At 73.3% G+C, this 25,056-nt stretch carries 24 protein-coding genes; 14 read left to right on the forward strand and 10 right to left on the reverse strand.

Annotated features, from left to right (window positions below; all coding sequences use genetic code 11):
• Positions 1-9 precede the first annotated feature (9 nt).
• The gene (gene thiC / locus GA0070213_RS18870; RefSeq protein ID WP_091065869.1) at positions 10-1,593 is read left to right on the forward strand and encodes a phosphomethylpyrimidine synthase ThiC; all 1,584 of its coding nucleotides are present in this window, start codon (positions 10-12) and stop codon (positions 1,591-1,593) included.
• A gap of 71 nt (positions 1,594-1,664) precedes the next feature.
• Here thiC and GA0070213_RS18875 read toward each other — a convergent pair whose 3' ends face one another.
• From GA0070213_RS18875 to GA0070213_RS18890, 4 genes are all read right to left on the reverse strand, one after another.
• Positions 1,665-4,325 carry a hypothetical protein gene (locus GA0070213_RS18875; RefSeq protein ID WP_091065873.1) on the reverse strand — a complete coding sequence of 887 codons (2,661 nt, stop codon included), beginning with the start codon at positions 4,323-4,325 and terminating at the stop codon, positions 1,665-1,667.
• A 75-nt stretch (positions 4,326-4,400) separates the two neighbouring features.
• Complete coding sequence (locus GA0070213_RS18880; RefSeq protein WP_091065876.1) at positions 4,401-4,709, reverse strand: cupin domain-containing protein; 309 nt, start codon at positions 4,707-4,709, stop codon at positions 4,401-4,403.
• The gene (locus tag GA0070213_RS18885; RefSeq protein ID WP_091065879.1) at positions 4,706-5,656 is read right to left on the reverse strand and encodes an LLM class F420-dependent oxidoreductase; all 951 of its coding nucleotides are present in this window, start codon (positions 5,654-5,656) and stop codon (positions 4,706-4,708) included. The genes GA0070213_RS18880 and GA0070213_RS18885 overlap by 4 nt, the downstream gene beginning before the upstream one ends.
• A 2-nt stretch (positions 5,657-5,658) precedes the next feature.
• Entirely contained in the window at positions 5,659-6,444 is a 786-nt protein-coding gene (locus GA0070213_RS18890; RefSeq protein ID WP_091065883.1) for an ABC transporter ATP-binding protein, read from the reverse strand.
• 286 nt (positions 6,445-6,730) lie between these two features.
• On the opposite strand from GA0070213_RS18890, the gene GA0070213_RS18895 reads away from it, so the two are divergent.
• Both GA0070213_RS18895 and GA0070213_RS18900 read left to right on the forward strand, forming a co-directional pair.
• Positions 6,731-7,762, forward strand: a complete 1,032-nt coding sequence (locus GA0070213_RS18895) for an ABC transporter substrate-binding protein (RefSeq protein ID WP_091065886.1) — start codon at positions 6,731-6,733, stop codon at positions 7,760-7,762.
• Positions 7,763-7,863: 101 nt separating this feature from the next.
• On the forward strand, positions 7,864-8,703 hold the full coding sequence (locus GA0070213_RS18900; protein ID WP_091065890.1) for an ABC transporter permease: 840 nt from the start codon (positions 7,864-7,866) through the stop codon (positions 8,701-8,703).
• A 214-nt stretch (positions 8,704-8,917) separates the two neighbouring features.
• Here GA0070213_RS18900 and GA0070213_RS18905 read toward each other — a convergent pair whose 3' ends face one another.
• The gene (locus tag GA0070213_RS18905) at positions 8,918-10,099 is read right to left on the reverse strand and encodes an ABC transporter substrate-binding protein (protein ID WP_091065893.1); all 1,182 of its coding nucleotides are present in this window, start codon (positions 10,097-10,099) and stop codon (positions 8,918-8,920) included.
• Positions 10,100-10,547: 448 nt separating this feature from the next.
• On the opposite strand from GA0070213_RS18905, the gene GA0070213_RS18910 reads away from it, so the two are divergent.
• The 5 genes from GA0070213_RS18910 to GA0070213_RS18930 all read left to right on the forward strand — a co-directional run bounded on the left by GA0070213_RS18910 (position 10,548) and on the right by GA0070213_RS18930 (position 16,064).
• Positions 10,548-13,568, forward strand: coding sequence for a sensor histidine kinase (locus GA0070213_RS18910; RefSeq protein WP_091065896.1), 3,021 nt, complete (start codon positions 10,548-10,550; stop codon positions 13,566-13,568).
• Positions 13,565-13,972: a roadblock/LC7 domain-containing protein gene (locus GA0070213_RS18915; protein ID WP_013288588.1), complete on the forward strand. Its 408-nt coding sequence runs from the start codon at positions 13,565-13,567 to the stop codon at positions 13,970-13,972. Before GA0070213_RS18910 ends, GA0070213_RS18915 begins: the two co-directional genes overlap by 4 nt.
• Before the next feature lie 62 nt (positions 13,973-14,034).
• Entirely contained in the window at positions 14,035-14,397 is a 363-nt protein-coding gene (locus tag GA0070213_RS18920; protein WP_091065900.1) for a DUF742 domain-containing protein, read from the forward strand.
• Positions 14,378-14,995, forward strand: a complete 618-nt coding sequence (locus GA0070213_RS18925; protein WP_091065903.1) for a GTP-binding protein — start codon at positions 14,378-14,380, stop codon at positions 14,993-14,995. Before GA0070213_RS18920 ends, GA0070213_RS18925 begins: the two co-directional genes overlap by 20 nt.
• A gap of 121 nt (positions 14,996-15,116) precedes the next feature.
• Positions 15,117-16,064: a ferritin family protein gene (locus tag GA0070213_RS18930; protein WP_217628634.1), complete on the forward strand. Its 948-nt coding sequence runs from the start codon at positions 15,117-15,119 to the stop codon at positions 16,062-16,064.
• A 7-nt stretch (positions 16,065-16,071) separates the two neighbouring features.
• On the opposite strand, the gene GA0070213_RS18935 is transcribed toward GA0070213_RS18930, so the two are convergent.
• Both GA0070213_RS18935 and GA0070213_RS31615 read right to left on the reverse strand, forming a co-directional pair.
• Complete coding sequence (locus GA0070213_RS18935; RefSeq protein WP_091065906.1) at positions 16,072-17,160, reverse strand: uroporphyrinogen-III synthase; 1,089 nt, start codon at positions 17,158-17,160, stop codon at positions 16,072-16,074.
• The gene (locus GA0070213_RS31615) at positions 17,161-17,313 is read right to left on the reverse strand and encodes a hypothetical protein (protein ID WP_175441403.1); all 153 of its coding nucleotides are present in this window, start codon (positions 17,311-17,313) and stop codon (positions 17,161-17,163) included.
• A gap of 165 nt (positions 17,314-17,478) precedes the next feature.
• On the opposite strand from GA0070213_RS31615, the gene GA0070213_RS18940 reads away from it, so the two are divergent.
• The 6 genes from GA0070213_RS18940 to glmM all read left to right on the forward strand — a co-directional run bounded on the left by GA0070213_RS18940 (position 17,479) and on the right by glmM (position 21,439).
• Entirely contained in the window at positions 17,479-18,180 is a 702-nt protein-coding gene (locus tag GA0070213_RS18940) for a class I SAM-dependent methyltransferase (RefSeq protein ID WP_091065910.1), read from the forward strand.
• Between the two features lie 74 nt (positions 18,181-18,254).
• Positions 18,255-18,515 (forward strand): DUF6364 family protein, encoded by a 261-nt coding sequence (locus GA0070213_RS18945; RefSeq protein ID WP_091065914.1) that lies wholly within the window; start codon positions 18,255-18,257, stop codon positions 18,513-18,515.
• Positions 18,505-18,798 carry a type II toxin-antitoxin system PemK/MazF family toxin gene (locus tag GA0070213_RS18950; protein WP_091065917.1) on the forward strand — a complete coding sequence of 98 codons (294 nt, stop codon included), beginning with the start codon at positions 18,505-18,507 and terminating at the stop codon, positions 18,796-18,798. Before GA0070213_RS18945 ends, GA0070213_RS18950 begins: the two co-directional genes overlap by 11 nt.
• Before the next feature lie 240 nt (positions 18,799-19,038).
• On the forward strand, positions 19,039-19,482 hold the full coding sequence (gene rplM / locus GA0070213_RS18955; protein WP_091065920.1) for a 50S ribosomal protein L13: 444 nt from the start codon (positions 19,039-19,041) through the stop codon (positions 19,480-19,482).
• Positions 19,483-19,502: 20 nt separating this feature from the next.
• Positions 19,503-19,967 carry a 30S ribosomal protein S9 gene (gene rpsI / locus GA0070213_RS18960; protein ID WP_089155217.1) on the forward strand — a complete coding sequence of 155 codons (465 nt, stop codon included), beginning with the start codon at positions 19,503-19,505 and terminating at the stop codon, positions 19,965-19,967.
• 116 nt (positions 19,968-20,083) lie between these two features.
• Entirely contained in the window at positions 20,084-21,439 is a 1,356-nt protein-coding gene (gene glmM, locus GA0070213_RS18965) for a phosphoglucosamine mutase (RefSeq protein WP_091065922.1), read from the forward strand.
• A gap of 33 nt (positions 21,440-21,472) precedes the next feature.
• On the opposite strand, the gene GA0070213_RS18970 is transcribed toward glmM, so the two are convergent.
• From GA0070213_RS18970 to GA0070213_RS32540, 3 genes are read right to left on the reverse strand one after another with little or no spacing between them, the layout of a single operon-like run.
• Positions 21,473-22,579 (reverse strand): threonine aldolase family protein, encoded by a 1,107-nt coding sequence (locus GA0070213_RS18970; protein ID WP_091065925.1) that lies wholly within the window; start codon positions 22,577-22,579, stop codon positions 21,473-21,475.
• Positions 22,576-23,763, reverse strand: a complete 1,188-nt coding sequence (locus GA0070213_RS18975) for a pyridoxal phosphate-dependent aminotransferase (RefSeq protein WP_091065930.1) — start codon at positions 23,761-23,763, stop codon at positions 22,576-22,578. The genes GA0070213_RS18970 and GA0070213_RS18975 overlap by 4 nt, the downstream gene beginning before the upstream one ends.
• Positions 23,764-23,794: 31 nt before the next feature.
• On the reverse strand, positions 23,795-24,799 hold the full coding sequence (locus GA0070213_RS32540; RefSeq protein ID WP_091065933.1) for an MmpS family transport accessory protein: 1,005 nt from the start codon (positions 24,797-24,799) through the stop codon (positions 23,795-23,797).
• Positions 24,800-25,056: the final 257 nt, after the last annotated feature.

Consider the following 25,056-nt stretch of genomic DNA (forward strand, 5'->3'; position numbering starts at 1 on the left):
GAGGCTGTCATGCAGGCACGTCGCAAGGTGTACGTGGAGGGGACCCGGCCGGGCGTCCGGGTGCCGTTCGCCGAGGTGACGCTGACCGGGGACAACCCGCCGGTGCGGCTCTACGACACCTCCGGCCCGGGTTCCGACCCGGAGGTGGGGCTGCCCGCGCTGCGCGGGCCGTGGATCGCCGAGCGGGGCGATGTCGCGCCGGTCCGGGGCGCCGGCAGCCCGCTGGCGGGAACCCGGCCGACCCAGCTCGCGTACGCCCGGGCCGGGACCGTCACGCCGGAGATGGAGTTCGTGGCGATCCGGGAGCGGGTGACGCCGGAGTTCGTCCGGGACGAGATCGCGGCCGGGCGGGCGGTGCTGCCGCTCAACGTCAACCACCCGGAGTGCGAGCCGGCGATCATCGGCAGGGCGTTCCTGGTGAAGGTGAACGCCAACATCGGCACCTCGGCGGTGACGTCGTCGGTGGCCGACGAGGTGGAGAAGCTGACCTGGGCCACCCGGTGGGGCGCGGACACCGTGATGGACCTGTCCACCGGGAAGCGGATCCACGAGACCCGCGAGGCGATCGTGCGGAACTCGCCGGTGCCGATCGGCACCGTGCCGATCTACCAGGCGTTGGAGAAGGTCGGCGGCGATCCGGTGAGGTTGAGCTGGGAGGTGTTCCGCGAGACGGTGATCGAGCAGGCCGAGCAGGGCGTCGACTACATGACGGTGCACGCCGGGGTGCTGCTGCCGTACGTGCCGCTGGCCGTGGACCGGGTCACCGGCATCGTGTCCCGGGGTGGCTCGATCATGGCGGCCTGGTGCCTGGCGCACCACGAGGAGAACTTCCTCTACACCCACTTCGCCGAGCTGTGCTCGTTGCTCGCGACGTACGACGTCACCTTCTCCCTCGGTGACGGGCTGCGCCCGGGCTCGATCGCGGATGCCAACGACGAGGCCCAGTTCGCCGAGCTGCGCACGCTGGGTGAGCTGACGACGGTGGCCTGGGAACACGACGTCCAGGTGATGATCGAGGGGCCGGGGCACGTGCCGATGCACAAGATCAAGGAGAACGTGGACCTCCAGCAGGAGTGGTGCCACGAGGCGCCGTTCTACACGCTCGGTCCGTTGACCACCGACGTCGCGCCCGCGTACGACCACATCACGTCCGCGATCGGGGCCGCGATGATCGGCATGTTCGGCACCGCGATGCTCTGCTACGTGACGCCGAAGGAGCACCTCGGGCTGCCGGACCGGGACGACGTGAAGGCGGGCGTGATCGCTTACAAGATCGCCGCGCACGCGGCCGACCTGGCCAAGGGGCACCCCGGCGCGCAGGCCTGGGACGACGCGCTCTCCAAGGCCCGGTTCGAGTTTCGCTGGGAGGACCAGTTCAACCTGGCGCTGGACCCGGAGACGGCGCGGGCGTACCACGACGCGACGCTGCCGGCCGAGCCGGCGAAGACGGCACACTTCTGCTCGATGTGCGGGCCGAAGTTCTGCTCCATGAAGATCACCCAGGAGCTGAAGGACTACGCGGCGCGGGGCATGCGCGACAAGTCCGAGGAGTTCGTCGCCGGAGGTTCCCGGGTCTACCTGCCGCTGGCCTGAGCACCCCGCCCGCTCGTCCAGATGCGGGGAGATCTGGTGGCCGGCGGGCGAGCACGCGCGCCGGCCCAGGATCAGTCGCGGTGGTGCCGGCCGGTACGCAGGGAGTGGGCGTCGTCGGCATTGTCGTCGGAGGCGAGACCGGCGACCCAGTCGACGTACTCCTCGTCCGGGGTGGCGCTCGGCTCGGCCGCGTCGTCGGCCGGTGCCGACCCGCTCCGGTCCCGGTTGCGTCGGAACAGGCCGCGCCGGCCCTTCGACTTCCCACCGGCGGCTTCGGCGTCGTCCGCCCCGGCGTGCCGGCCCGGGGTCGTCTCCCGGTCGGAAGCCTCCGCACCCGGACCGGCCGATCCGGTCGGATCCGGTCCCGCGTCGTCGCCCTGGGCCGGCACGGTCACGCCGGATCCGGTCCGGCCGGCGCGGCGGGCGTTGGTGGCGAGGGCGTCCCATCCCGTGCTCCGGCCCGGCTCGGGGAGACCCTGATGGCGCGGGCGAGGTGCCGTCTCGGCCCGGACCCTCGCGTCATCGCCGTCCCGGTCGGTCACGGCCCGGCCCGGTGCGCTGACCGGCGCACCCGTCGCGGCGGTCTCACCCGTCACGGCCGGCTCGCCCGGCGGCTTCCCGGGGCCGGTCGATGGCTCTCCCGTGCCGGTGGTGTCGGTCGGGCGGCTCGCCGCCGGGGGGATCGGCCAGGCCGGCCGCACGTCTCCCGGCCGTTCGGTCACGTCGTCGAAGATGGGGTACCGCGGTCGGGGCGACGTGGACGGTTCGGAGCTGTCGGCCGGCTCGGGGGCGAAGAAGAAGCTGCGCGGGCGACGGGCCGGCGCCGGCGCGGCGACCGGCGGCTCGGCCGGCGCGACGGGGTCGTCCGACCGGGTCACGGCCGGCTGGGCCACGGGCTGCGGGGTCACGGCCGGCTGGGCCACGGGCTGCGGGGTCACGGCCGGCTGGGTCACCGGCTGCGGGGCGGCGGGTGGCGGGGCCACCGGCTGCGGGGCGGTGGCCGGTGCGGTCACGGGCTGCGGGGCCGCGGGGCGGCGTGCGGCGCGCCGCCGGGGGACAGCGGCCGGAGCGGCGTCGTTCCCGACGGGTGCCGGGGCAGGGCCGCCGGCCCTCGTGGCCGCGCCCACCGACGGCTCAGCGGAACGGTCCGTCGGCGTCGGTCCGTCCGCCGTTGGCGTGGACCCGGCGGCGGTGCGACCACGGCGCGGCCGGGCGGTCCGCGGCGTCGCTTCCGGCGTGGCCGCGTCGGTGGGCGCGGCATCGGCCGTCGCGGCATCGGCAGTCGCCGGGGTCGTGCGCGGTTCGGCGTCGGTCGGGACCGTGCGTGGTTCGGCGTCGGTCGGGACCGTGCGTGGTTCGGCCCCGGCCTGGACCGTGCGTGGTTCGGCCCCGGCCTGGACCGTGCGTGGTTCGGCGTCGGTCGGGACCGTGCGTGGTTCGGCCCCGGCCTGGAGCGGTGCGGCGGTCGGCGGTTGCGCGGCCTCGGCCGGTCCACCCGTCGGTGCCCGGGTGCCGGTGCCGAGCGGATCCGGCCCGGCCGGCGGCTGCGGACCGGGGCGGCCGGCGGCCAGGACGTCGATCGCCGAGGTCCGCCGGCCCGGCGGCAACAGGCCGGGCATCGGCAGACCACGGGTCGCGTCCTCGTCGTCCGGCGACGCCTGTCGGTCGGCCCGCCCGGCGTCGGTCGGCTGGTCGGTCCGCACGGCGGCGACGCGCCGTGGTGCGGTCGGCCCACCTGCGTCGGGCCAGTCCCAGTGCGCGGGTGCCGGCGCGCCGGTCGTGGCCAGGGTCGCCGTTGCCGGGGCGGACGCGCCGGTCGGCAGTGGGGCGCCGGTCGGCAGCGGCGCGAGGATGTCGGTGGGGTCGACGGCGTCGGTCCCGGTGACGGGCCGGGGAAGCACCGTGGTGGCGGTCGAGCCGAGCGCCCCGGCGACGATCGCGATCAACGCGCCGTAGTAGGGCGCCACCTGGTAGCGGTCGGTCGCGGTGCCCGGGCCCGCGGTCAGGTAGGCGAAGGCCACCAGCACCGGCCCGGCCGCCCCCGCCGCGCCGCCGACGAGCGGCGGGTGACCGGCGCGGCGGGCCAGCACGCCGAGCGCGCCGCCCGCGAGCAGAGCCAGCGTGGGCAGCAGCAGCATCGCCAGGCGTTGCGCCGTCCCGGCGTCGAGCCAGGACGGTTCGAGAACGCCGAGCCGCACGGTGGCCAGCGGCCGGTTGGTGACGATCCCCGGTGCCACGGAGAGCAGGGCCAGCAGCCAGACGATCGCGGCGGTGGCCGCGACGCCCCAGCCGAACGGTGGTTTCAGCAGCACGGCGATCGCCGCGCCCGCGCCCACCACCGCGCCCAGGACGGCGCAGATGCCGGCCGCCCACACCGGGTCGACGGAGCCACCCAGCTCGGCGGCGCGGGCCGGTTGCATGCAGAGCGGGGCGACCACGATCGCGCCCAGCGCGCTCACGCCGGCGATGGAGAGCAGTTCGGTGGTGCCGCCGGGACGGTCGTCGCGGCGGGCGAGGCGCTCGGTGAGGACAGCGCCAGCGACGGCGGCGACCGCGGCGAACCAGGCGACCCAGACGAGCTGGGCCGGCCACCGGTTCACCGAGCCGTCGACGAACGCGCCGTCGAGGCGGACGACTCCGAAGCCGTACGCGATGCCCAGCTGGCCGGCGCCGGCCAACACACTCACCCCGAGCGCCGTGAGCAGCAGCCTGCCCCACGTCCGAAAGGCCATGTCGGGCACGTTACGGCCCGGTGGGATGCTTCGCCACCTTGCCACCGCGCGGCGCGGCGAACCGCGCCGACGTGGCTACTTCAACTCGACCAGACGGGCGAGGTAGGTGGTGTCGCCGACGTTGGTCAGCATGTGCACCGCGCCCGGGTCGCGGTAGACCACCCCGCCGGTGGGCTCGTCGGCGTCGATCGTGACGCCGTCGACGGTCTGCACCACGTTCTTCGCGCCCTGGACCGCCACCACCAGGTACGGGTGGTCGTGCCGGTGCAGCGGCTGCCGCTCACCCGGCTCCAGCCGGATGTGCCAGACGCGGACCCGGTCGTTCTCGTAGACGATCTCCTGGCCCACCGGGCCGAGTTCGAGGTCGGTGGAGAGTTCGCTCATCGCGTTCCGTCCAGTTGGGGGAGCACCTCGGCGGCGATGAGCTCCACGTGGTCGAGGTCGTCGAAGTCGATCAGTCGCAGGTGCGCCCGGGTGGTGCCGACCGCGGCGAACTCGCCGAGCCGGTCGACGAGCTGGGCCGGGGAGCCGACCACCGGGTCCTCCGGCGGGAGCGCGCTGGCGACGTGCAGCGGGGCGGCCCGCCGCTGCGCCTCGGCGTCGGTGCGCCCGATCGCCACCACGATCCCGGCGGAGAGGGTCAGCGGCGCGCGCCCGGACGCGTCCCGCCCGGTGCGGTCGCACGCCTCGCGGACCCGCTCGTACGCGGCGGCCGTCTCGGCGACGTTCTTGAACGGCATGTTGAACTCGTCGGCGTACCGGGCGGCCAGCTCGGGGGTGCGCTTCGGGCCCTTGCCGCCGACGATCACCGGCGGGCCGGGGCGCTGCACCGGCTTGGGCAGCGCGGGCGCGTCGACCAGCCGGTAGTGCTCGCCGCTGTAGCTGTAGGTCTCCCCGTCCGGGGTGCGCCACAGCCCGGTGACGATCTCCAACTGCTCGGCCAGCCGGTCGAAGCGCTCGCTGACCGGCGGGAACGGGATGCCGTACGCGGTGTGCTCGCGCTCGAACCAGCCGGCGCCGATGCCCAGCTCCACCCGGCCGCCGCTCATCCGGTCGACCTGGGCGACCATGACGGCCAGCGGGCCGGGAAGCCGGAAGGTGGCGGAGGTGACGAGTGTGCCGAGCCGGATCCGGGACGTCTCCCGGGCCAGCGCGGCGAGCGTCAGCCAGGCGTCGGTGGGCCCCGGCAGAGCCGGCTCGTCCCCCATCGACCGGTAGTGGTCGGCGCGGAAGAAGCCCTCGAAGCCGGCGTCCTCGACCAGCCGGGCGAACCGGAGCTGGTCGTCGTAGTCCGCGCCGCGGTGGGGTTCGGTGAAGACCGAGACCCGCATGCTCACCGTCCTCCCGCCGCGGCCACGCCGGGGGCGTCCCGCTCCATCAGCAGTTCGTGCAGCTCGGCGCTGATCCGGGCGACGTCGGCGAGGTGCGCGTGCCGGCCCAGGGTGCGGGGCCGGGGGACGGCCACCTCGACCACCTCGCGGATCCGGCCGGGGCGCGGGCTGAGCACGACGACCCGGTCGGCCAGCAGTACCGCCTCGTCGATCGAGTGGGTGACGAAGACGATGGTCGCCTTCGTGTCCATGTGCACCCGCTGTAGCTCGCCGGAGAGCTCCTCCCGGGTGAGCGCGTCGAGCGCCGAGAACGGCTCGTCCATGAGCATCACCCGCGGCGAGCCGATCAGCGAGCGGCACAGCGAGACCCGCTGCTGCATGCCGCCGGACAGCTCGTGCGGGAGGCGCTTCTCGAAGCCGCCCAGCCCGGCCATCTCCAGCAGCTCGCGGGCGCGGTCGCGGTGCTTGGCCCGGCTCCAGCCGAAGATCTCCACCGGGAGCAGGACGTTGTCGAGCACCGAGCGCCAGGGCAGCAGCGCCGGGCGCTGGAACAGCATGGCGACGTCCTGGCGCGGCTTCGTGATCGGCGTGCCGGCGACGGTGATCTCACCGGCGGTGACCGGCAGCAGCCCGGCGATCATGCGCAACAGCGTGGACTTGCCGCAGCCGGATCGGCCGAGGACGGCGACGAACTCGCCCTCGGCGACGTCGAGGTCGATGCCGCGCAGCGCCTCCACCCGCCCCGAGCGGCCGTCGAAGGTGCGGGACACCCCGGACAGTCGGATCATCTCCCGCCGGCTCCCTTCCATCGTCGTCGCGAACGCGAGCCGGGCTAGCGTAACGGGCCGGTGCTTATAGCACCGTCCGGGGTGGACGTCAGTCCGCTTTCCGTCACCCCACTTCGTTTCCTTTCCGCAACCCGGACGGTTGCGGCGCGTCATCAGCCTTCTCGTACGCTGTTGCGCGCGAAGAGTCCCCTCGCGACGGTCCAGTCGGCCGCACCTCCTGCCGACCCCGTCGGACCCACGACCCGACCGGCGAAGATCTCCTGGTCGGAAAGGACATGGTGCACTGATGAGAAGGTTGACCCGTACGGTCGCCGCCGCGGCGCTGGCGACCGCCCTCGCCCTCGTGGGCGGCTGCAGCAGCGACTCGGACAAGTCCGAGGGCGGCAGCGGCGGCAACGGAGCGGCGCTGGAGAAGGTGACCTACCTCACCTCGTTCGGCAACTTCGGCCGTGACTCCTACGCCTGGGTGGCGAAGGACAAGGGCTTCTTCAAGGAGGCCGGCTTCGACGTCGACATCAAGCCCGGCCAGGGCACCGGTTCCGTGATCCAGACCATCACCGGTGGCCAGGCCGACTTCGGCCCGATCGACCTGACCGGCGGCATCCTGCAGCTCGGCAACGGCCAGGCCAAGGACTTCGTCGCGGTGGCCGCGATCCAGCAGCGCACCATGGCCGCCATCGTCACGGTCGAGGGCAAGAACATCGCCACCCCGAAGGACCTCGAGGGCAAGAAGCTCGCCGACACCCCGACCTCCGTCGTGCGCAACCTCTTCCCCACGTACGCCCGGCTGGCCGGCATCGACAACAGCAAGGTGACCTGGGTCAACGGTGAGGCCCAGGGCCTGATCGGCATGCTCGGCTCGGGTGCGGTGGACGGCATCGGCCAGTTCGTCGTCGGCCAGCCCACCGTCGAGGTGGTGACCAAGAAGAAGCCGGTCGTGCTGCCCTACAGCAACGTGATGCAGGACCTCTACGGCAACGCGCTGATCACCTCCAGCAAGATCGCCAAGGAGAAGCCGGAGATGGTGAAGAAGTTCACCGCCGCGCTGCTCAAGGGCCTGGAGTACTCGCTGGAGCACCCGGACGAGGCCGGCGAGATCCTGAAGAAGAACGTGCCGGCCGCGAACCCGGCCGCGTCCGCCGCCGAGCTTCAGCTGATGGCCGCGTACGTCCGGTCGAGCAACTCCGGCACCGCCATCGGCACGCTGGACAGCGGCCGGGTCGCCAAGAGCATCGCGCTGTTGCAGGGCGCGGGCGCGCTCAAGCAGAACCTCACCCCCGACCAGATCATCGACTTCGACCTGGCGCCGAAGGCCTGACCGGTCGGCTCGGGCCACGGGGGTGCGACCCGCCGGACACCCGGTGGGTCGTACCCCCTTCGCGTGCCGGTCGTCGCGACCGGCCGGAGAAGGAGGACACGTTGACGCAGTTGACCGAGGCCCCGCCGGGAGCGCCGGCGGAACCGCCCCCGGCGGTCGCCCGGCGTCGCCGGGGCGTATCTCCGGCCGCGGTCGGGTTGCCGGTGCTCGGCCTGGTCATCGCGGTGGCCGCCTGGTGGCTGGTCACGTCGGGGCTGCACCTGGTGCACCCGGTCGCGTTGCCGCCGCCGCAGGCGGTGGCCCGCTCGCTGGCCGACACCACCGACGTGCTGCTGCCCGCGCTGGGGATCACCACCTGGATGACCCTTTCCGGCTTCCTGCTCTCGGCGGTCGTCGGTGTGCTGATCGGGATGGCGTTGGCGGCTTCCGGCCGGGTGGAGCGGATGTTCGCGCCGCTGCTGGTGGCGGTGAACGCGGTTCCGAAGATCGCCTTCGGTCCGCTGCTCGTGGTGGCCGTGGGCTTCGGTCAGAAGCCCATCCTGACCATGGTCTTCCTGCTCTGCTTCTTCCCGATCGTGCTGTCCACCGCCACCGGGTTGACCACCACCCCGGCCGACCTGGCGGAGCTGGGGCGGTCGCTCAACGCCTCCTGGTGGCAGTCGTTCCGCAAGGTGCGCCTGCCGGCCGCGCTGCCGCAGATCTTCGTCGGTCTCAAGGTGGCCATGCCGCTGGCCGCGATCGGCGCGGTGATCGGCGAGTTCTACTCGGACCGGCCCGGCCTGGGCTACCAGATCCTGCAGTACAACGGCGTCGGCGACACGGCGACCGCCTGGGCGGCCATCGTGCTGGTGGCGCTGATGAGCATCGTGCTCTATGCGGCCCTGAGCGCGATCGAGCGGTTCGCCCTGCCCTGGGTCCGCGCCACCACCTCCGCCCGCTGACCCGCCCCCGAGAACGCGTCCCGGACCGAGACGGGCCAACCCACCCCGCCGACCGAGAACACCAGGTCGACCGGGGACACACAAGCCCACCCCGGTGACGGCCGGACGGCGCCCGACCACGACAGGTGTGGCCCCACCGCAACCGGCGTAGGGATCAAGCCTGACCGCCCGAAGCCGGTTGCGGTGGGGCCACACCCCCAGCGCAACGACAGACTCAGCCGGCCAACCGCCAACGACCGCCCCGCGCGACAAGCGTCGTCAGAGCCTGCGGCATCAACCCCGAGTGGTTGTCCGGCGTCATCCGGATCGGCCCGGAGAGGCCGTCGAGCTGCGACGTCTCCAGGACCTCGCGCAGGGCGTCCCGGTCGACCTCGCCCGGCTCGCCGCCGGCGCGCTGCTCGGCGTCGGCGATCAGCTGGACGGCGTCCGCCGCGAACGAGGAGAAGCCGTTGTAGCCGCCCCACCGGGCGGTGTAGTCCTGGAACCACTGCCGCCGGGCGGCCTTGGCCGGGGTGGTGGCGATCACGTCGTCGATCACCATGGTCTGGGTGAAGATCAGCGTGGCTTCCTCGGTGGAGCGTGCCGACGGGCCGAGGAACAGGTCACCGGCGGCGGAGGCGTCGAAGAAGAGCGCCCCGCCGAACTTCTGCTGCCGTGCCGTGGTGGCGGCCAGCGTCGCCTGCTCCGGCGGCGTCCACAGGATCAGCGCCTGCGGCTTCTTCTTGACCAGGTCGCCGATCTGCGTGCTCACCTCGGTGTCGGTGGTGCGCACGGACTCGTCGGCGACCAGCCGCAGCGAGGTCTTGTCGAACTCGCGGCGCAGCGCGGTGAGCCCTTCCTGGCCGTACCCGTCGGCGCTGTGCAGCACCGCCACCTTGCGGATGTCGCGGCGGGTGAGTTCGGTGGTGAGCGCCGCCGCGCTGTCGACCGCGTTCGGGGCCAGCTTGAAGACGTAGCGACGCTGGTCGACCGGTTCGGTGACCGCGCCGGCGGAGGCGAGTGCGATGGTCGGAATGCGCTTGTCGTTGATGGTGCGGGCGGCGCCGACGGCGCATTCGTTGCAGCCGCCCATGATGACGGCGCCCACCTTCGAGTCGGCGCTGAAATCATTGATGTTGCGCAACGACTCGGCCGCGTCGGAGCGGTTGTCCTTGACCTTCAGTTCGATCTTCCGGCCGCCGAGCGCGCCGGAGGTGTTCATCTGGTCGACCTTCAGTTCCAGGGCCCGTTGGTAGACCTTGCCGATGGGCGCGGAAGCGCCGGAGAGTTCGAGGTCGGCGGCGATCACGATCGGGCTGGTGTCCTGCGGTTCCCCGCCGATCCCGCAGCCGGTGAGCGTGGTGGCCAGCACGGCCGATGCGAGCGCCGCGATGCGCGCGGAGCGGATGGGGCTCAACTCAGTCCTCCAGGGTGCGGCGCGGGCCGGCGCCCGACCACCGCCGCTTGTCCGTCCTCAGTGGAAGAACGGGATTGGTGTGCCGTACGGTGTGCGCGAAGCCTGCAAAACCTTGCCAATGCCGGGCCCCGTGGTCAAGCGCGGCGGCCGGATGCCGTTTCGGGACGCTCATCCCACATGTTGGGGACACGAAACGTTAACTGACAATTACTGCCCAGATGCGCGCGGCCACTCTGGAGTGACATCCCCAGTTCAGGGCGTCGGAGAAAAGAAGGTATTAGGTGACCGGATCGCGGCTTGCGTCGACACCGACCGTTTCCTACCTCACCGCGGCTTCCCAAAAAGGATCTCGTCTGATGAAATCGCGGCCGTGCCGCGCGTGGCGCTGGCCGCTGCACCAGGCACGGGTCAGCGGGTCACGCGTGGAAGAAACGACGGAGGCGATGTCGTGAGCACCGGACCTACGACCCTGCCCGGGAGCCCCCACGCCGATCAGCGGAGCCGCCGACGGCGCCTGCCCCGGCTGCGTGACGCGCGGATCCGCTCCAAGCTCGCCCTCATCCTGGTCGTCCCGGTGGCCGCTGTCATTGCACTGGCAACTATCCGACTCATTTCGGTGGGCCAGGGTGCGTACGAGGCGGACCAGGTGCGCGCGCTGACCGCGGTCTCGGTCGACGTCTCGGCGCTCGCCCAGGACCTGCACAAGGAGCGGATGGCGGCGGCCATCTTCCTGGCCAACCCGGCGGTGACGCCCGACGCCTACAACCTGCGGGTGCGCCGGACCGACGAGCGGATCGCGGCCTACAAGGAGGAACGCGGCACCCTCGGCGACGTGTCGACCTCGGTCAGGGACCGGCTCAAGGTGATCGACGACCACCTGGAGACGCTGAACGGCACCCGCCAGGAGGTGCTCGACCGCGCGCAGATGCCGGTGGCCGAGGCGAGCCTGCGCTACGGCATCGTCCTCGACGACCTGGTCGCGTACGGCGACACGCTGGCTCAGCAGCCCGGCGCGGAGGGTCTCGCCGACGCCCGCCGGGCGGTTGCCGCGTTCGCCCACGCCAAGGCCGAGGTGCAGGAGGAGGAGGCGGTCGCCTTCACCGCGCTCACCGCCGGCGGCCGGATCGACGAGGAGCAGTTCTCCTCCTTCGTGGCCACGCTCACCGGTCAGCAGGAGGCGTTGCTCGCCTTCTCCCGGGCCGCCACCCCGGAGCAGCGGGCCCTGGTGGACCGCACCGTCTCCGGCGACGCCGTCCAGCTCGCCGACCGGGTCGCCGGCGACCTGTCCCGGTCGGTCGGCAGGCCCGCGCTGGTGACCGCGCTCGACGCGTCCGCCGCCGTCGGCGCGGTCGACGACCTGATGCGGTGGGCGGAGACCCAGCTTCTGGACGAGCTGCTCGCCGACGCCGACGCGGTGCGTACCGACGTGATCCGGCAGGCCTTCGTGGAGAGCCTGCTCGTGCTGCTCACCCTGGCCGTCGCCGTGACGCTCGCCGTGGTGCTCGCCCGCTCGCTCAACGACTCGCTGCGGCGGCTGCGTGAGGGCGCGCTCTCGGTGGCCAACCACGACCTGCCGGACGCGGTGAGCCGGCTGCAGAACGTCAACGCCATCGGCGACGGTGGCGTGGACGAGATCGTCCAGCAGGTGCGGGACCCGATCAAGCTGACCAACCGCGACGAGGTCGGTCAGGTGGCGGTGGCGTTCAACGTGGTCCACCGGGAGGCGGTCCGGGTCGCGGCCGAGCAGGCCGCGCTGCGGACCAGCGTCTCGGCGATGTTCCTCAACCTGGCCCGCCGTTCGCAGAGCCTGGTCGACCGGATGATCGGCGAGCTGGACGCGATCGAGCGCGGCGAGGAGGATCCGAAGCGTCTCGCCCAGCTCTTCGAGCTGGACCACCTGGCCACCCGGATGCGCCGCAACGACGAGAACCTGCTGGTCCTGGCCGGTGCCGACTCGGCCGTGCCGCGCCGCGACGACGCGCTCCTGGTCGACGTGCTGCGCGCCGCCCAGTCCGAGGTGGAGCTCTACAACCGGATCGAGTTCGGCACCGTGGACACCGACATCTCGGTCGCCGCGCACGCCGTCAACGACGTGGTCCGGCTGGTGGCGGAGCTGCTCGACAACGCCAGCCGGTTCTCGCCGCCGAACACGGTGGTGGTGGCCGACGGCCGGCGGATCCGGGACTACGTGCTGATCCAGGTCGAGGACCGGGGCCTCGGCCTCACCGACGACCAGCTCGACTCGCTCAACCGCCGCCTGGCCGCGCCGCCGACCGTCGACGTGGCCGCGTTCCGGCTGATGGGTCTGGCCGTGGTCAGCCGGCTCGCCTCCCGCTACGGGATCCGGGTGGAGCTGCGCCGCAACGTCGAGGGCGGCACTGTCGCCCAGGTGACCCTGCCGAACTCCACAGTGGTGCTGCCGGCCAACCGGGGCCAGGCGCCGCTGACCCGGCCGCGTCAGCCGCTGGCCGTGGAGCCGTCGCCGCTCAGCCAGGTCGGCGCCGCCGACGCGCTGGCCGGTGCCGGCCGGGGCGGCACCGCCACCCTGGCCGACCAGTGGCGCAACACGACCACCCCGCCGCCCGCGCGGTGGCAGACGCCCGCCGAGGTGCGGGACACCACGCCGGCCGTCCAGCTCGGCGGGATGCCGGCCCCGGCCCCGGCGCCGGCCGCCGCGCCGGCCTCGGGGGCCGGTTGGTCGGCGGGTGGGCCGACGGTCGCGTACCCCGCCCTCGACCCGCTGCCCAAGCGGACGCCGGGCGGTGAGGCCGAACCGGCCGCCGCGCCGGCCCCGCCGGCCTACCAGCCGCTCGCCGCCGCACCGGCGGTCGAGTCCACCCCGGCCGCACCGGTGGTGGCCCGACCGGCCCGACCGGCCGAGGCGCCGATATTCCGGGAGATGGAGGCGGTCTGGTTCCGCTCGCACGGAGAGGACGAGACCACCATCTTCACCCGGCCCCGGTTCGACGAGCCGCCGCCCGCCCCGGCGCAACCCGCCGCGGCCGCGCGGCCACCGCTGCCCACCCGTACCCCGGGCGCCCAGGCGTCCGGGCTGTCCACCCCACCCGCGTACAGCCCGCCGGCGGTTCCGACCGCCCCGCCCGCCGCGGCGGCCGCCGCGCCGGCAGCCCCCGCACCCGCGAGCCCGGTGACGCCCGCGCCGGAGCCCGCCGCGGCCCCGGCGATCGACCCGGAGGCCTGGCGGACGGCGGCCGACGACGGGTGGAGCCGGGCCAGCCAGGCCTCGGAGCCCACCACCGGTGGCACCACCCGCTCCGGCCTGCCCAAGCGGGTGCCGCAGGCGCAGCTCGTGCCCGGCGGCATCGAACCGAAGAGCGGCCGGGACCGCAGCCGGCGCACGCCGGACGAGGTACGGGGTCTGCTCTCCGCCTACCACCGTGGCGTCCAGCGGGGTCGTACGGCCGGCACCGACCTGAACAGCACCTCGACCAAGGAGACGAACCGATGAACAGGCCTGCGGCCATGCAGGACATGGGTTGGTTGCTCACCAACTTCGCCGACAGCGTGGCGGGTATCGCCCACGTGGTGGCGGTGTCCGCGGACGGGTTGCTCCTCGCCTCCTCCCGGGACCTGCCCGGTGACCGGGCCGACCAGCTCGCCGCGATCACCTCCGGCGTGGTCAGCCTCACCGAGGGCGCGGCGCGGATGTTCAGCGCCGGCGGGGTGCTGCAGACCGTGATCGAGATGGACAGCGGGTACCTCTTCCTGATGTCCATCAGCGACGGCTCCTCGATGGCCGTGCTCGCGGCGCGCAGCTGCGACGTCGGCCAGGTGGGTTACGAGATGGCGCTGCTGGTGGAGCGGGTCGGCCAGGCGCTGGTGCCGCTGCCCAGGGACGCCGTCCGGTCCTGACCGGCTGTTGACCTGGTGATCCGGGGCCGCTCCGGCTCCGTACGAGGGGAGGTGATCGCGAGATGGAACCGCGACGTGATCCGCGTGGCGCGCTGGTGCGACCGTACGCGGTCACCCGCGGCCGCACCGAGCCGTTGCAGAACATCGCGCTCGAGGCGGTGCTGTCGAGCACGGCCACCCAGTCCGCCGAGGCGCGCTTCGCCGGGCACGACAAGTACCGCATCTCCTCGGTCTGTGAAGGCCGGGCACAGTCGCTGGCGGAAATCGCCGCTTACACCCGGATGCCGCTGGGCGTCACCCGGGTGCTGGTCGCCGACATGGTGGCCGAGGGCCTGCTGACGCTACACAGTGCCGCTCCCGCGACGGGTTTCGCGGCGCGGATGAACCTGCTTGGAAGGGTGCTAAGTGGACTTCGCGAACTATGACCCCGACGGGGCGAGCCGCGGCCGGGAGATCATCTCCGCGAAGATCGTGATCGCGGGTGGCTTCGGGGTGGGCAAGACCACCCTGGTCGGGGCGATCTCCGAGATCCAGCCGCTGACCACCGAGGCGTTGATGACCGCGGCCGGGGTGGGCATCGACGACCCGTCGAAGGTGCCGGGCAAGGAGACCACCACGGTCGCCATGGACTTCGGCCGGATCACCATGGCCGAGGACCTGATCCTCTATCTCTTCGGGACGCCGGGCCAGACGCGTTTCTGGTTCATGTGGGACGAGATCATCCGGGGCGCGGTGGGCGCGGCGGTGCTGGTGGACACGCGCCGGATCACCGACGCGTTCGCGCCGCTGGACTACTTCGAGAACCGCAAGCTGCCGTACGTGGTGGCGTTGAACCGGTTCGACGACGCGCCGCACTACGAGCTGGAGGAGATCCGGGAGGCGCTGGCCATCTCACCGGACGTGCCGCTGGTGATGTGTGACGCCCGGCGGCGGGACTCGGTCAAGCAGGTGCTGGTGACCGTGGTGGAGCACGCCATGCTCCGGCTCCAGGCCGAGCACGGCTACCCGGCGTCGGTGGGCTGAGGGCGACCCGCCGGATTGCGGTTCTTCCGCTCCTGACCTGCGCAAACTTAGGATTCCCCCGAGCATCGTCACGCTGTGTGAAGAGTCTTTCACAGTGGGCGCAAGTGAGAGGGGAATCCCGATGCGGACAGTCAGAGGCATCACCGCGCTGGTCGTCGGCGCCCTGCTCGGTGTGGGCCTGACGGCGGCGCCCGCGCAGGCCGCGGTGACCGACGCCAGGACCCGCGCCAACACGCTGACGGCGATGAAGGGAGAGGCCTTCGCGCACGCCAAGTACCTGGCGTACGGGGCGGCGGCGGCACGCACCGGCCACGACGGGATCGCCGACCTGTTCCGGACCACCGGCGCCACCGAGCTGACCGAGCACTTCACCGAGGAGGCCGCGCTGATCGGCTTCGTCGGTTCGGACGAGGCGAACCTGAGCGACTCGATCAACGGCGAGTGGCACGAGGCCACCGTGGTCTACCCGGGCTACGCCCGGCAGGCCCGCCGGGACCGCTGCCCGCGGGCCGCGCGACTGTTCCAGGAACTGGCCGGCGACGAGGCCCGGCACGCCGCCCGCTTCCGCCTCGCCCGGTACGCGATCACCCACCCCGGCTCCGGCGTGGGCATCCCGGTCGGCGAGGCGGTCCCACCGGTCCCCGTCACCGCCGGTCGCCCGGTCTGCTCGGGCGCCACCCAGGACAACCTGGAGGCGACGGTGCGCGGCGAGGCGTTCGCGTACGCCAAGTACACCCTCTACGCCCGGCACGCCCGCGACGGCGGCCAGCCGCGCCTGGCCCGGCTCTGGGACAACACCGCCAGTCAGGAGCTCGGCGAGCACTTCGCCGAGGCGGCCACGCTCGCCGGCCTGGTCCGCGGCGACGCCGACAACCTGCGCGACGCGATCGACGGTGAGGTCTACGAGGCGGGCACCATGTATCCGGCCTTCTCCCGGCAGGCGGCCTCGGTGGGTGAGGACGAGGCGGCGGACCTGTTCGCCGAGATCGCGCACGACGAGGCCGGCCACGCGTCGGCGTTCCTGCTCGCCCTGGTCGACCTCCAGGTCGGCGCGGCCCGGCGGCACTGAGCCGGCGTCAGTCCACCCGCAGGCGGTAGCCGCGCTTCACCACGGTCTGCACCACCCGGGGCGCCTTCAACCCCACCCGCAGCCGGGCCACCGCCATCTCCACGGCGTGCTCGTCCGCACCGCGCGGCAGCGTCCGCAGCAGCGCGGTGCGGGAGAGCACCTTTCCCGGCGCCGCCGCCAGCGCCCGCAGCACGGCCATCGGGGCCGGCGCCAACTGGCGCAGCTCGCCGTCGACCACGGCGGCGTGACCGCGCAACGTGAGCACGTGCCCGGCCGCCTTCACCGAAACGGTACGGCGGGGCAGTTCCTCGACGATCGTCCGGACCAGCGCGCCGAGCCGGGCCCGGCTCGGCGCGCTCACCGGCACCCCACGCCGTACCAGCGGCTCGGCGGTGACCGTGCCCACGCACCCGGCCAGCACGTCGCCACGCAGCGCCGCCAGCACCGTCTCGGTACGGTCCCCGGCCGCCCGCAGCAGCGCCTCGGCCGCCGGCGCGGAGGTGAACGTGACCGCGTCGACCAGCCGCCCGGCGACCAGGTCGATGAGCCGGTGCAGCGGCGCCGGGTCGGCCGGCGGCGCCCAGCGGTAGACCGGCACCTCGATCACCGTGGCCCCGGCCGCGACCAGCGCCTCGGTGCACTCGGGCTGCCGGTCACCGGGCAACTGCAACGCCACCACCTGACCGGCCACCCCGCGCCGGACCAGGTGCTCGACCACCTCGTCGCAGCTCTCCGAGGCGGGCGACCAGTGCTCGCGCAGGCCGGCGGCGCGGATCGCCCCGGTCGCCTTCGGCCCGCGCGACACCACGTACGCGCGGGCGAGCATGGCGTGCAGCGGGTCGGCCAGCCCCCAGCCCTCGGCCGCCTCCAGCCAGCCCCGCATCCCGATGCCGGTGTTGGCCATCAACACGTCCGGCGGGTGCTCCAGGCAGGCCCGGGTGGCCTCGCGTAGATCGCTGTCGTCGGCCAGCGGCACGATCCGCAGCGCCGGGGCGAGCACCACCCGGGCGCCCCGGCGCTGGAACAGCGCGGCCAGTTCGTCGCGCCGCCGGTCCGCGGTGACCCCGATGGTGAAGCCCGCCAGTTCGTCCCGCATTCACTCCTCCTGCCGCAGCCGTACCTCGACCGGGCCGTACCGCCCGCCTGGCGGGCCGGGGCGGCGGCCGGTGGTGAGGTCGTGGACCTGCTTGTGCAGGGGAGAGGCAAGCGTCACCTCCACTCGGGGACGTGTCCCCGGTTGCGTGGTCACGCGTGCACCGTCCGTCATGCCACGAAAGCGTGCCGTCGGGCGGTTTCCGGTCCGGGTCCCCCCTGTTTCGGTCCTGTCAAGAGCGCCTCACACCGCACGGGCGTGACGGAACCCGCCAGGGGATCTAGAATGTGAGAAAACTGTCTCATTTAATGGGAGACGCGCATGAGTGTGACGGACGTGTTCGACGCCGTGGCCGGCACCTACGACGAGGCCCGACGCCGGCTGGTGCCCTGCTTCGACGCCTTCTACGGAGCAGCCGTCGAAGTCGCCGTGCCGCCACTGCGGGCGGCGCTGGCTGCCGGGCGTACCCCCGATGTGCTGGACCTGGGTGCGGGCACCGGCCTGCTCTCCCTGCTGTTGTCCGCGGCCGTCCCGGGCGCCCGGCTGACCCTCGTCGACGGCGCGCCCAGCATGCTGGCGGTGGCCGCCGGCCACCTGGCGGCCCGCGGGGTGTCGCACCACACCGTCCACGCCGACCTGGCCGACCCGCTGCCCGAGGGCCGCTACGACGCGGTGGTCTCCGCGCTCGCCATCCACCATCTGGACGACGACGGCAAGCGGGGGCTCTACCGGCGGGCGGCCGACGCGCTGGCACCCGGCGGCGTGTTCGTCAACGCCGAGCAGGTGGCCGGCCCGACCCCGGCGTTGGAGCGGCGCTACGACGAGGTGTGGATGGCGCGGATCGCCGAGCTGGGCTCGGACGCCGAGGAGATCGCCGCCTCCCGTGGGCGGATGCGCTACGACCGGCCGGCCACGGTCGCCGACCAGTGCCGCTGGCTGGGCGAGGCCGGCTTGGTCGACGTGGACTGCTTCTTCAAGGAGTGGCGCTTCGCCGTCTTCGGCGGCCGTCGTCCCCCCGAGTGAGCCCGGGTGTCCGGTTCCGCGACCGGCGCGAGCGGGGATGACTGGCGGTCATACCACTGGGTAATCTGCTCGGCATGACCGCCAAGGTGACACTGTCGTTCTCCGACGAGACGATCGAGGAGGCGCGCCGGTTCGCCAAGCGGGAGGGGCTCTCCCTCTCCGCCTGGATGGACCGGGCCGCCCGGGAGAAGGCGCTGCGCGAGGTGTTCACCGCGCACGCCGAGGCGGTCGGCCGCGCCGGGCTGGACCTGGAATCCGCCGCCCTCGCTGACGCCCAGGAAGTCGGCATGGTCCACGACGCCCTGTTCGGCGGCGGACGCCCGCGTGCTGCGTAGGGGAGAGGTCTGGCGCATCTCCGGCGCCCGGGAGCGGTTCGGCCTGGTCATCAGCTCCGACGTCTACAACTCCACCGACGTGCCGATCGTGATCGTGGCCGAGGTGGTCGAGGAGTCGCTGTTGCGCGACTCGCCGCTCGCCGTGCGGATGGGCGGCTTCGTGGTGATGCCCGACCGGCTCTCCGCGCCGATGAAGAAGTGGTTCACCGAGTGCGTGGACGTGGCGGACACCGAGACCATGCAGCGGGTCGGCCGCGCGCTGCGGATCCTCCAGGAGCTGTGACCGGGCAGCCGGGTGGACCGGACGGCGTGTGACAGGCGTCATGCGAAGGCGCAGGCCGCGCGCGGGGTGACCCCGTTTTGACCTGCCACCCGACGGCCCGGTATCGTTGCCTGCTGTTGTACGACATTCTTAGGCGTGCCGCATCAGGTACGCTTGGTCGTTCGTGCGCGCTGGTTCGACTGGGAAGCCCCGGTTACCTCGGCGCGCGACCCCAGACCGACGACGAGACAAGGTAGACCTGTGCGTACGTACAGCCCGAAGCCGGGTGAGATCGAGCGTCAGTGGCACGTCATCGACGCCTCTGACGTCGTGCTGGGCCGCCTCGCGACCCACGCCGCCACGCTGCTGCGTGGCAAGCACAAGCCGACTTTCGCGCCGCACGTCGACACGGGCGACTTCGTCGTCATCGTGAACGCGGGCAAGGTCGCGCTGACCGGCAACAAGCGCCAGACCAAGGTCGCTTACCGCCACTCCGGCTACCCGGGTGGTCTGAAGCGGGTCGGCTACGACGAGCTGCTCACCAAGCGGCCCGAGCGGGCCGTCGAGCTGGCCGTGAAGGGCATGCTCCCGCACAACAAGCTGGGCCGTCAGATTCTCAAGAAGCTGAAGGTCTACGCCGGTGCCGAGCACCCGCACGGCGCGCAGCAGCCGGCGCCGTTCGAGATCAAGCAGATCGCGCAGTGAGCGCGGGCGAAGGAAGCAGCATGACCGACATCACCGAGACCGAGGTCGCCCCCGAGGCCACCGAGGCGCCGGCGCCCGTCGCGCGCGCGCCCCGCGGTGACCGCCCGATCCAGACCGTGGGCCGTCGCAAGGAAGCCATCGTCCGGGTCCGGATCATCCCGGGCAGCGGCAAGATCACCTGCAACGGCCGCGACCTCGAGGCCTACTTCCCGAGCAAGGTGCACCAGCAGCTCATCAAGGACCCGCTGGTCACCGCCGAGAAGCCGGAAGCCTTCGACGTGATCGCCAACCTGCGGGGCGGCGGCACCACCGGTCAGGCCGGCGCGCTGCGGCTCGCCATCGCCCGGGCGCTGATCGTCAACGAGCCCGACGACCGCCCGGCCCTGAAGAAGGCCGGCTTCCTGACCCGTGACGCCCGGGTCAAGGAGAGCAAGAAGTACGGCCTCAAGAAGGCCCGTAAGGCTCCCCAGTACTCGAAGCGCTGATCACCGACAGCGTCTTGTACTTCTGACGGACGGCCGGGTCCGCCTCCCTTCTGCGGGGGCGGCCCGGCCGTTCCGTGTTTCTCTCCTCAACGGCAGTTCCACGGAGGTTGGCGGGTATGGGCCGGTTGTTCGGCACGGACGGCGTACGCGGGCGGGCGAACGCGGATCTCACCCCGGAGTTGGCGCTCGCGGTCGCGGTGGCCGCGGCCCACACACTGGCCGAGACGGACCGGAGCCATCCGCCGCTCGCGGTGGTGGGCCGGGACACCCGGGCCAGCGGCGAGATGCTGGAGGCGGCCGTCGTCGCCGGCCTGACCAGCGCCGGCGCGAACGTGGTCCGGGTCGGCGTGCTGCCCACCCCGGCCGTGGCGTTCCTCACCGCCGAGATCAAGGCCGACCTCGGCGTGATGCTCTCCGCGTCGCACAACCCGATGCCCGACAACGGCATCAAGCTCTTCGCCGCCGGCGGGCACAAGCTGCCCGACGAGATCGAGATGCGGATCGAGGCGGCCGTCGAGGCGAACGCCACCACCGCCTGGGAGCGCCCGATCGGCGCCGGCGTGGGCCGGGTCAACGACCTGCTCGACGGCGCCGACCACTACGTGCAGCACCTGGTCGGCACCGTGCCGCACCGCCTCGACGGGATCAAGGTGGTGGTCGACTGCGCCAACGGCGCGGCCGCCGACGTCGCCCCGGTCACCTACCGGGAGGCCGGCGCCGAGGTGATCGCCATCCACGCCGAGCCGGACGGGCTCAACATCAACGACGAGTGCGGCTCCAACCACATCGACGCGCTGCGCGCCGCCGTGGTCGAGCACGGCGCGCACCTCGGCCTCGCCCACGACGGCGACGCCGACCGGTGCGTCGCGGTCACCGCCGACGGCGAGGAGGTCGACGGCGACCAGGTCATGGCGATCCTCGCCCTGGCCATGCGCGAGGCCGGCGAGCTGACCCAGGACACCCTGGTCGCCACCGTGATGAGCAACCTCGGCCTGCGGCTGGCCATGTCCGCGCACGGCATCCGGCTGGTCGAGACCAAGGTCGGCGACCGGTACGTGCTGGAGGAGCTGCGCGCCTCCGGCCTGGCGCTGGGCGGCGAGCAGAGCGGCCACATCGTGCTGCCCGCGTACGCCACCACCGGCGACGGCGTACTCACCGGCCTGCACCTGATGGCCCGGATGGCCGCCACCGGCACCTCCCTGGCCGAACTGGCCGCCGTGGTCACCAAGCTGCCCCAGGTGCTGATCAACGTGCCGGTCGGCGACCGTACCGTCGGCGCCGCGGCACCGGCCGTGCGCGCCGAGGTCGAGCGGGCCGAGGCCGAGCTGGGCGAGACCGGCCGGGTGCTGCTGCGCCCGTCCGGCACCGAGCCGCTGGTGCGGGTCATGGTCGAGGCCGCCACCGAGGCCACCGCGCGCGAGGTCGCCGAGCGCATCGCCGGGCACGTGCGCACCGCCAGCCCGGTCGCCTGACCGGTCCGGCCGCCCGCTCCCGCCACCTGCCGGTCAGTTCGTCGGGAGGCGGCGCAGGAAGCGGGCGGCCAGGTCGGTGACCGCGTCGGCGTCCAGCTCCAGGGCCGGCCCGGCGATCGTCACCTCGGCCAGCGCCAGCCCCGGCACCTCGCTGTCCCGCCAGCCGCCGACGAACCAGGCCCGCTCCTGCTCGGCGAGCGCGACGTTCGCCGCGTCGAGCACCGCCGCCGGGTACGGCAGCCAGAACCGGAACTGGTGGGTGTGCGGCGGCGTCGGGTGGACCCGGGCGCCGGGCAGGCCCGCCAGCGCCTCGGCCACCACCTTCGCGTGCCCCACGTAGCCGGCCAGCCGGGGCAGCTCCCGCTCCAGCCCGGCCAGCGCGGCGAGCGCCACCGGCCACTGCTGGAACAGCGTGCCGCCGTACCGGTGCCGCCAGGCGCGGGCGTACCGGACCAGCTCCGCGTCGCCGACCAGCACCGCACCGGAGTGGCCGCCGAGGGACTTGTAGAGCGAGACGTACGTGCTGTCGGCCAACGCCGCGATCTCGGCCGTCGAGAAGCCGAGGTGGACGGTCGACTCCCAGAGCCGGGCGCCGTCGAAGTGCACCCGGGCACCCCGGGACCGCGCCGCCGCGACGACCGCGACCAGCTCGTCCCAGGTCGGCAGCACGAAGCCGGCGTCGCGCAGCGGAAGCTCCAGGCAGAGCGTGCCGACCGGCTCGTCGAGCGCGGCCACCTCGTCGGCCGTCGGATTACGCGGCGCGGTCGTGGTGCGCACCGCCCGCACGCCGGCGAGCAGGGTGTACGCGTCGCGTTCGTGCAGCAGCGGGTGGCTGAGCGGGTGCAGGCCGACGCCGGGCCGGCCGGTCAGCTCCGCGCCGTAGCGCACCGCGACCTGCTGGGCCATGGTGCCGGAGGGGAACAGCGCGGCCGCCTCCGCGCCGAGCAGCTCGGCGACCCGGGCCTCCAGCTCCGCCACCGCGCCGCCCTCACCGTAGAAGTCCGGCAGGTCGTCGCCGGCCATCGCGTCGAGCGCGGCCAACTGCTCCCGCGCCGTGGCCGGGCGTACGCCGGAGAGCATCGTGTCGCAGCCGCGCTGGGCGGCGAGCCGGCGCAGCCGCTCGGCGTACCCGTCGCTCATCCGTCCTCCCGGAGCCGGCCCAGCCGGGCCACCGCCTCGGCGAGCACCTCCGGCCGCTTGCAGAACGCGAACCGGACCAGCCGGCGGCCGGCCGCCACGTCGTCGTAGAAGACCTGCGTCGGCACCGCCACCACCCCGCACCGCTCCGGCAGGGCCCGGCAGAACTCCACCCCGTCCCGGCCGCCGAGCGGGGAGATGTCGGCGGTGACGAAGTAGGTCCCCTCCGGCACGAGCACGCCGAACCCGGCGTCGGCGAGCCCGGCCACCAACTGGTCCCGCCGGCGTTGCAGGTCGTCGGCGAAACCGGTGAAGTACGCGTCCGGCAGCGCGAGCGCCACCGCCACCGCCGGTTGCAGCGGGCCCGCGTTGACGAACGTCAGGAACTGCTTCACCCGCAGCACGGCGGCGACCAGGGGCGCCGGGCCGCTCACCCAGCCGACCTTCCAGCCGGTGCAGGAGAACGTCTTGCCGGCCGAGGAGACGCGTAGCGTCCGCTCCCGCATGCCGGGCAGGGTGGCCAGCGGCACGTGCGGCGCGGCGGCGTCGGTGAAGACCAGGTGCTCGTAGACCTCGTCGGTGACCGCGTACGCGCCGTACTCGTCGCACAACTCGGCGACCAGCGCCAGCTCGGCGGCGGTGAACACCTTCCCGGTCGGATTGTGCGGCGAGTTCAGCAGCACCAGCCGGGTCCGCGGCCCGAACGCCGCACGCAGCTCGGCCGGGTCGAAGGCGTACCGGCCGTCGCCGCCGGGGCGCAGCGTCACCGGGCGGCGCACCGCGCCGGCCAACGCGATCGAGGCGGCGTACGAGTCGTAGTACGGCTCGAAGCAGACCACCTCGTCACCCGGCTCGCAGAGCGCGAGGATGCTGGCCGCCACCGCCTCGGTGGCGCCGGCGGTCACCACGATCTCGCCGTCCGGGTCGTACTCCAGATCCCAGAACCGGCGCTGGTGGGCCGCCACGGCCGCGCGCAACGCGGGGATTCCCGGACCCGGCGGGTACTGGTTGTGGCCGGTGCGCAGCGCCTCGGCGGCGGCGGCCAGCATCTCCGGCGGGCCGTCCGTGTCCGGGAAGCCCTGCCCCAGGTTGACCGCGCCGGTGCGCACGGCCAGCGCCGACATCTCGGCGAAGATGGTGGTGCCGAACGGCCGCATCCGGGCCACCAGCGGATCGGTCGTCGTCACGGCGGCCAGCCTACGGCCCACCTTCGGGCCGTCACCAGCCGAAGCAGGTCGCGCCGTATTCCCCCGAGTCCCGCGAGACGACCTTGCCGTCGATGGTGATCCGGCAGGTCACCTCCCCCGACCCGGACGGGCTCGCGATGATCTGCACCCGCTCGCGGTCGTTCGCGGTGAACCGCAGTCGCCACGGTGCGTCCACGTCCTCGATCTGGAGGAAGTTGGCGTCCGCGTCGTAGAACTGCAGGTAGACCTGGTCGGCTCCGGTCACCTCGTAGACGACGGTGAACCGGCCGGGCCCGCCGGACGGGGTGGTCACCGGCTCGGTCGGAGCCGGGGCCGGCTCGTCGGGCCCGTAGATGTAGGGCTCGTCGTAGGAACCGTCGGACGAGGTCATCGAGTCGGCGAAGCCGCCGAGCGCACCCAGCCCGACGCAGCCGCAGAAGGCCAGCACCACCGCGACGACGACGGTGATCACCAGCCCGATCACCCAACCCCCGCTTGACCGGCGGGGCGCCCCGCCGGGATACGCGTACGGCGGCGGGTACGGCCCGGGCGGATAGGACCCGGCCGGGTACGGGCCGGGTGGGTACTGCCCCGGCGGATAGGGCCCGGACGGATACGCCCCCGGCGGGTACGGTCCGCCCAGGTGCGACCCGGCCGCCTGCGACGCGGGCGGGTACGGGCCGGCCGGCTGCGACGCGGGCGGGTACGGTCCGGCCGGGTCAGCGGCCGGCGGCCGGCCCGGCGCGTCCGGCGCGGCGGGGGTGGTTGCCGGGGCTGTCGAGCTGACCGGGTCCGCCGATGCCTCCGTGCTGGCCGGGTCCGCCGCTCCCGGTGAGGTGGGCCGGTCGCTCGGGCCGTTGCCGGGTGGTGCCCAGGGGCTCGGCTCCGACGGCGACCAGGGCGCGGGCGGTGTCCAGGGCTGCGGCGCGGCCAGCGGGTCCGGGGGTGTCCAGGCGGCGGGCTCCCCGGCGGCCGGCGCCGCGGTCGGGTCCGTCGGGCCGGAGGTCGGCTCGGGGGAGGGGGTCGTCTCGGACATCGGCTCAGCTCACAGGGGTACGGCGCGGACGACCGCGGAGGGGGGTGGAGCGGGTCCTCAATGTAGGGGGTTCCGGCCATCCTCGCGGTCCCGCCGTTCGCTCCTCTTCCTCCGTCCGTCCGAGATCTTGGAAGGAAACGGCCCCCAGGAGGACCGAAATCTTCCAAGGTCTGCGGAGGTCGTGCGCGGGGGATGCGTGGTTTGTCCGCTGGATGCGCTTCGCTGACCGGTTCACTCATGGTCAGTGATCGTTAACC

The sequence above is a fragment of the Micromonospora humi genome (assembly GCF_900090105.1).
GTDB lineage: Bacteria > Actinomycetota > Actinomycetes > Mycobacteriales > Micromonosporaceae > Micromonospora > Micromonospora humi.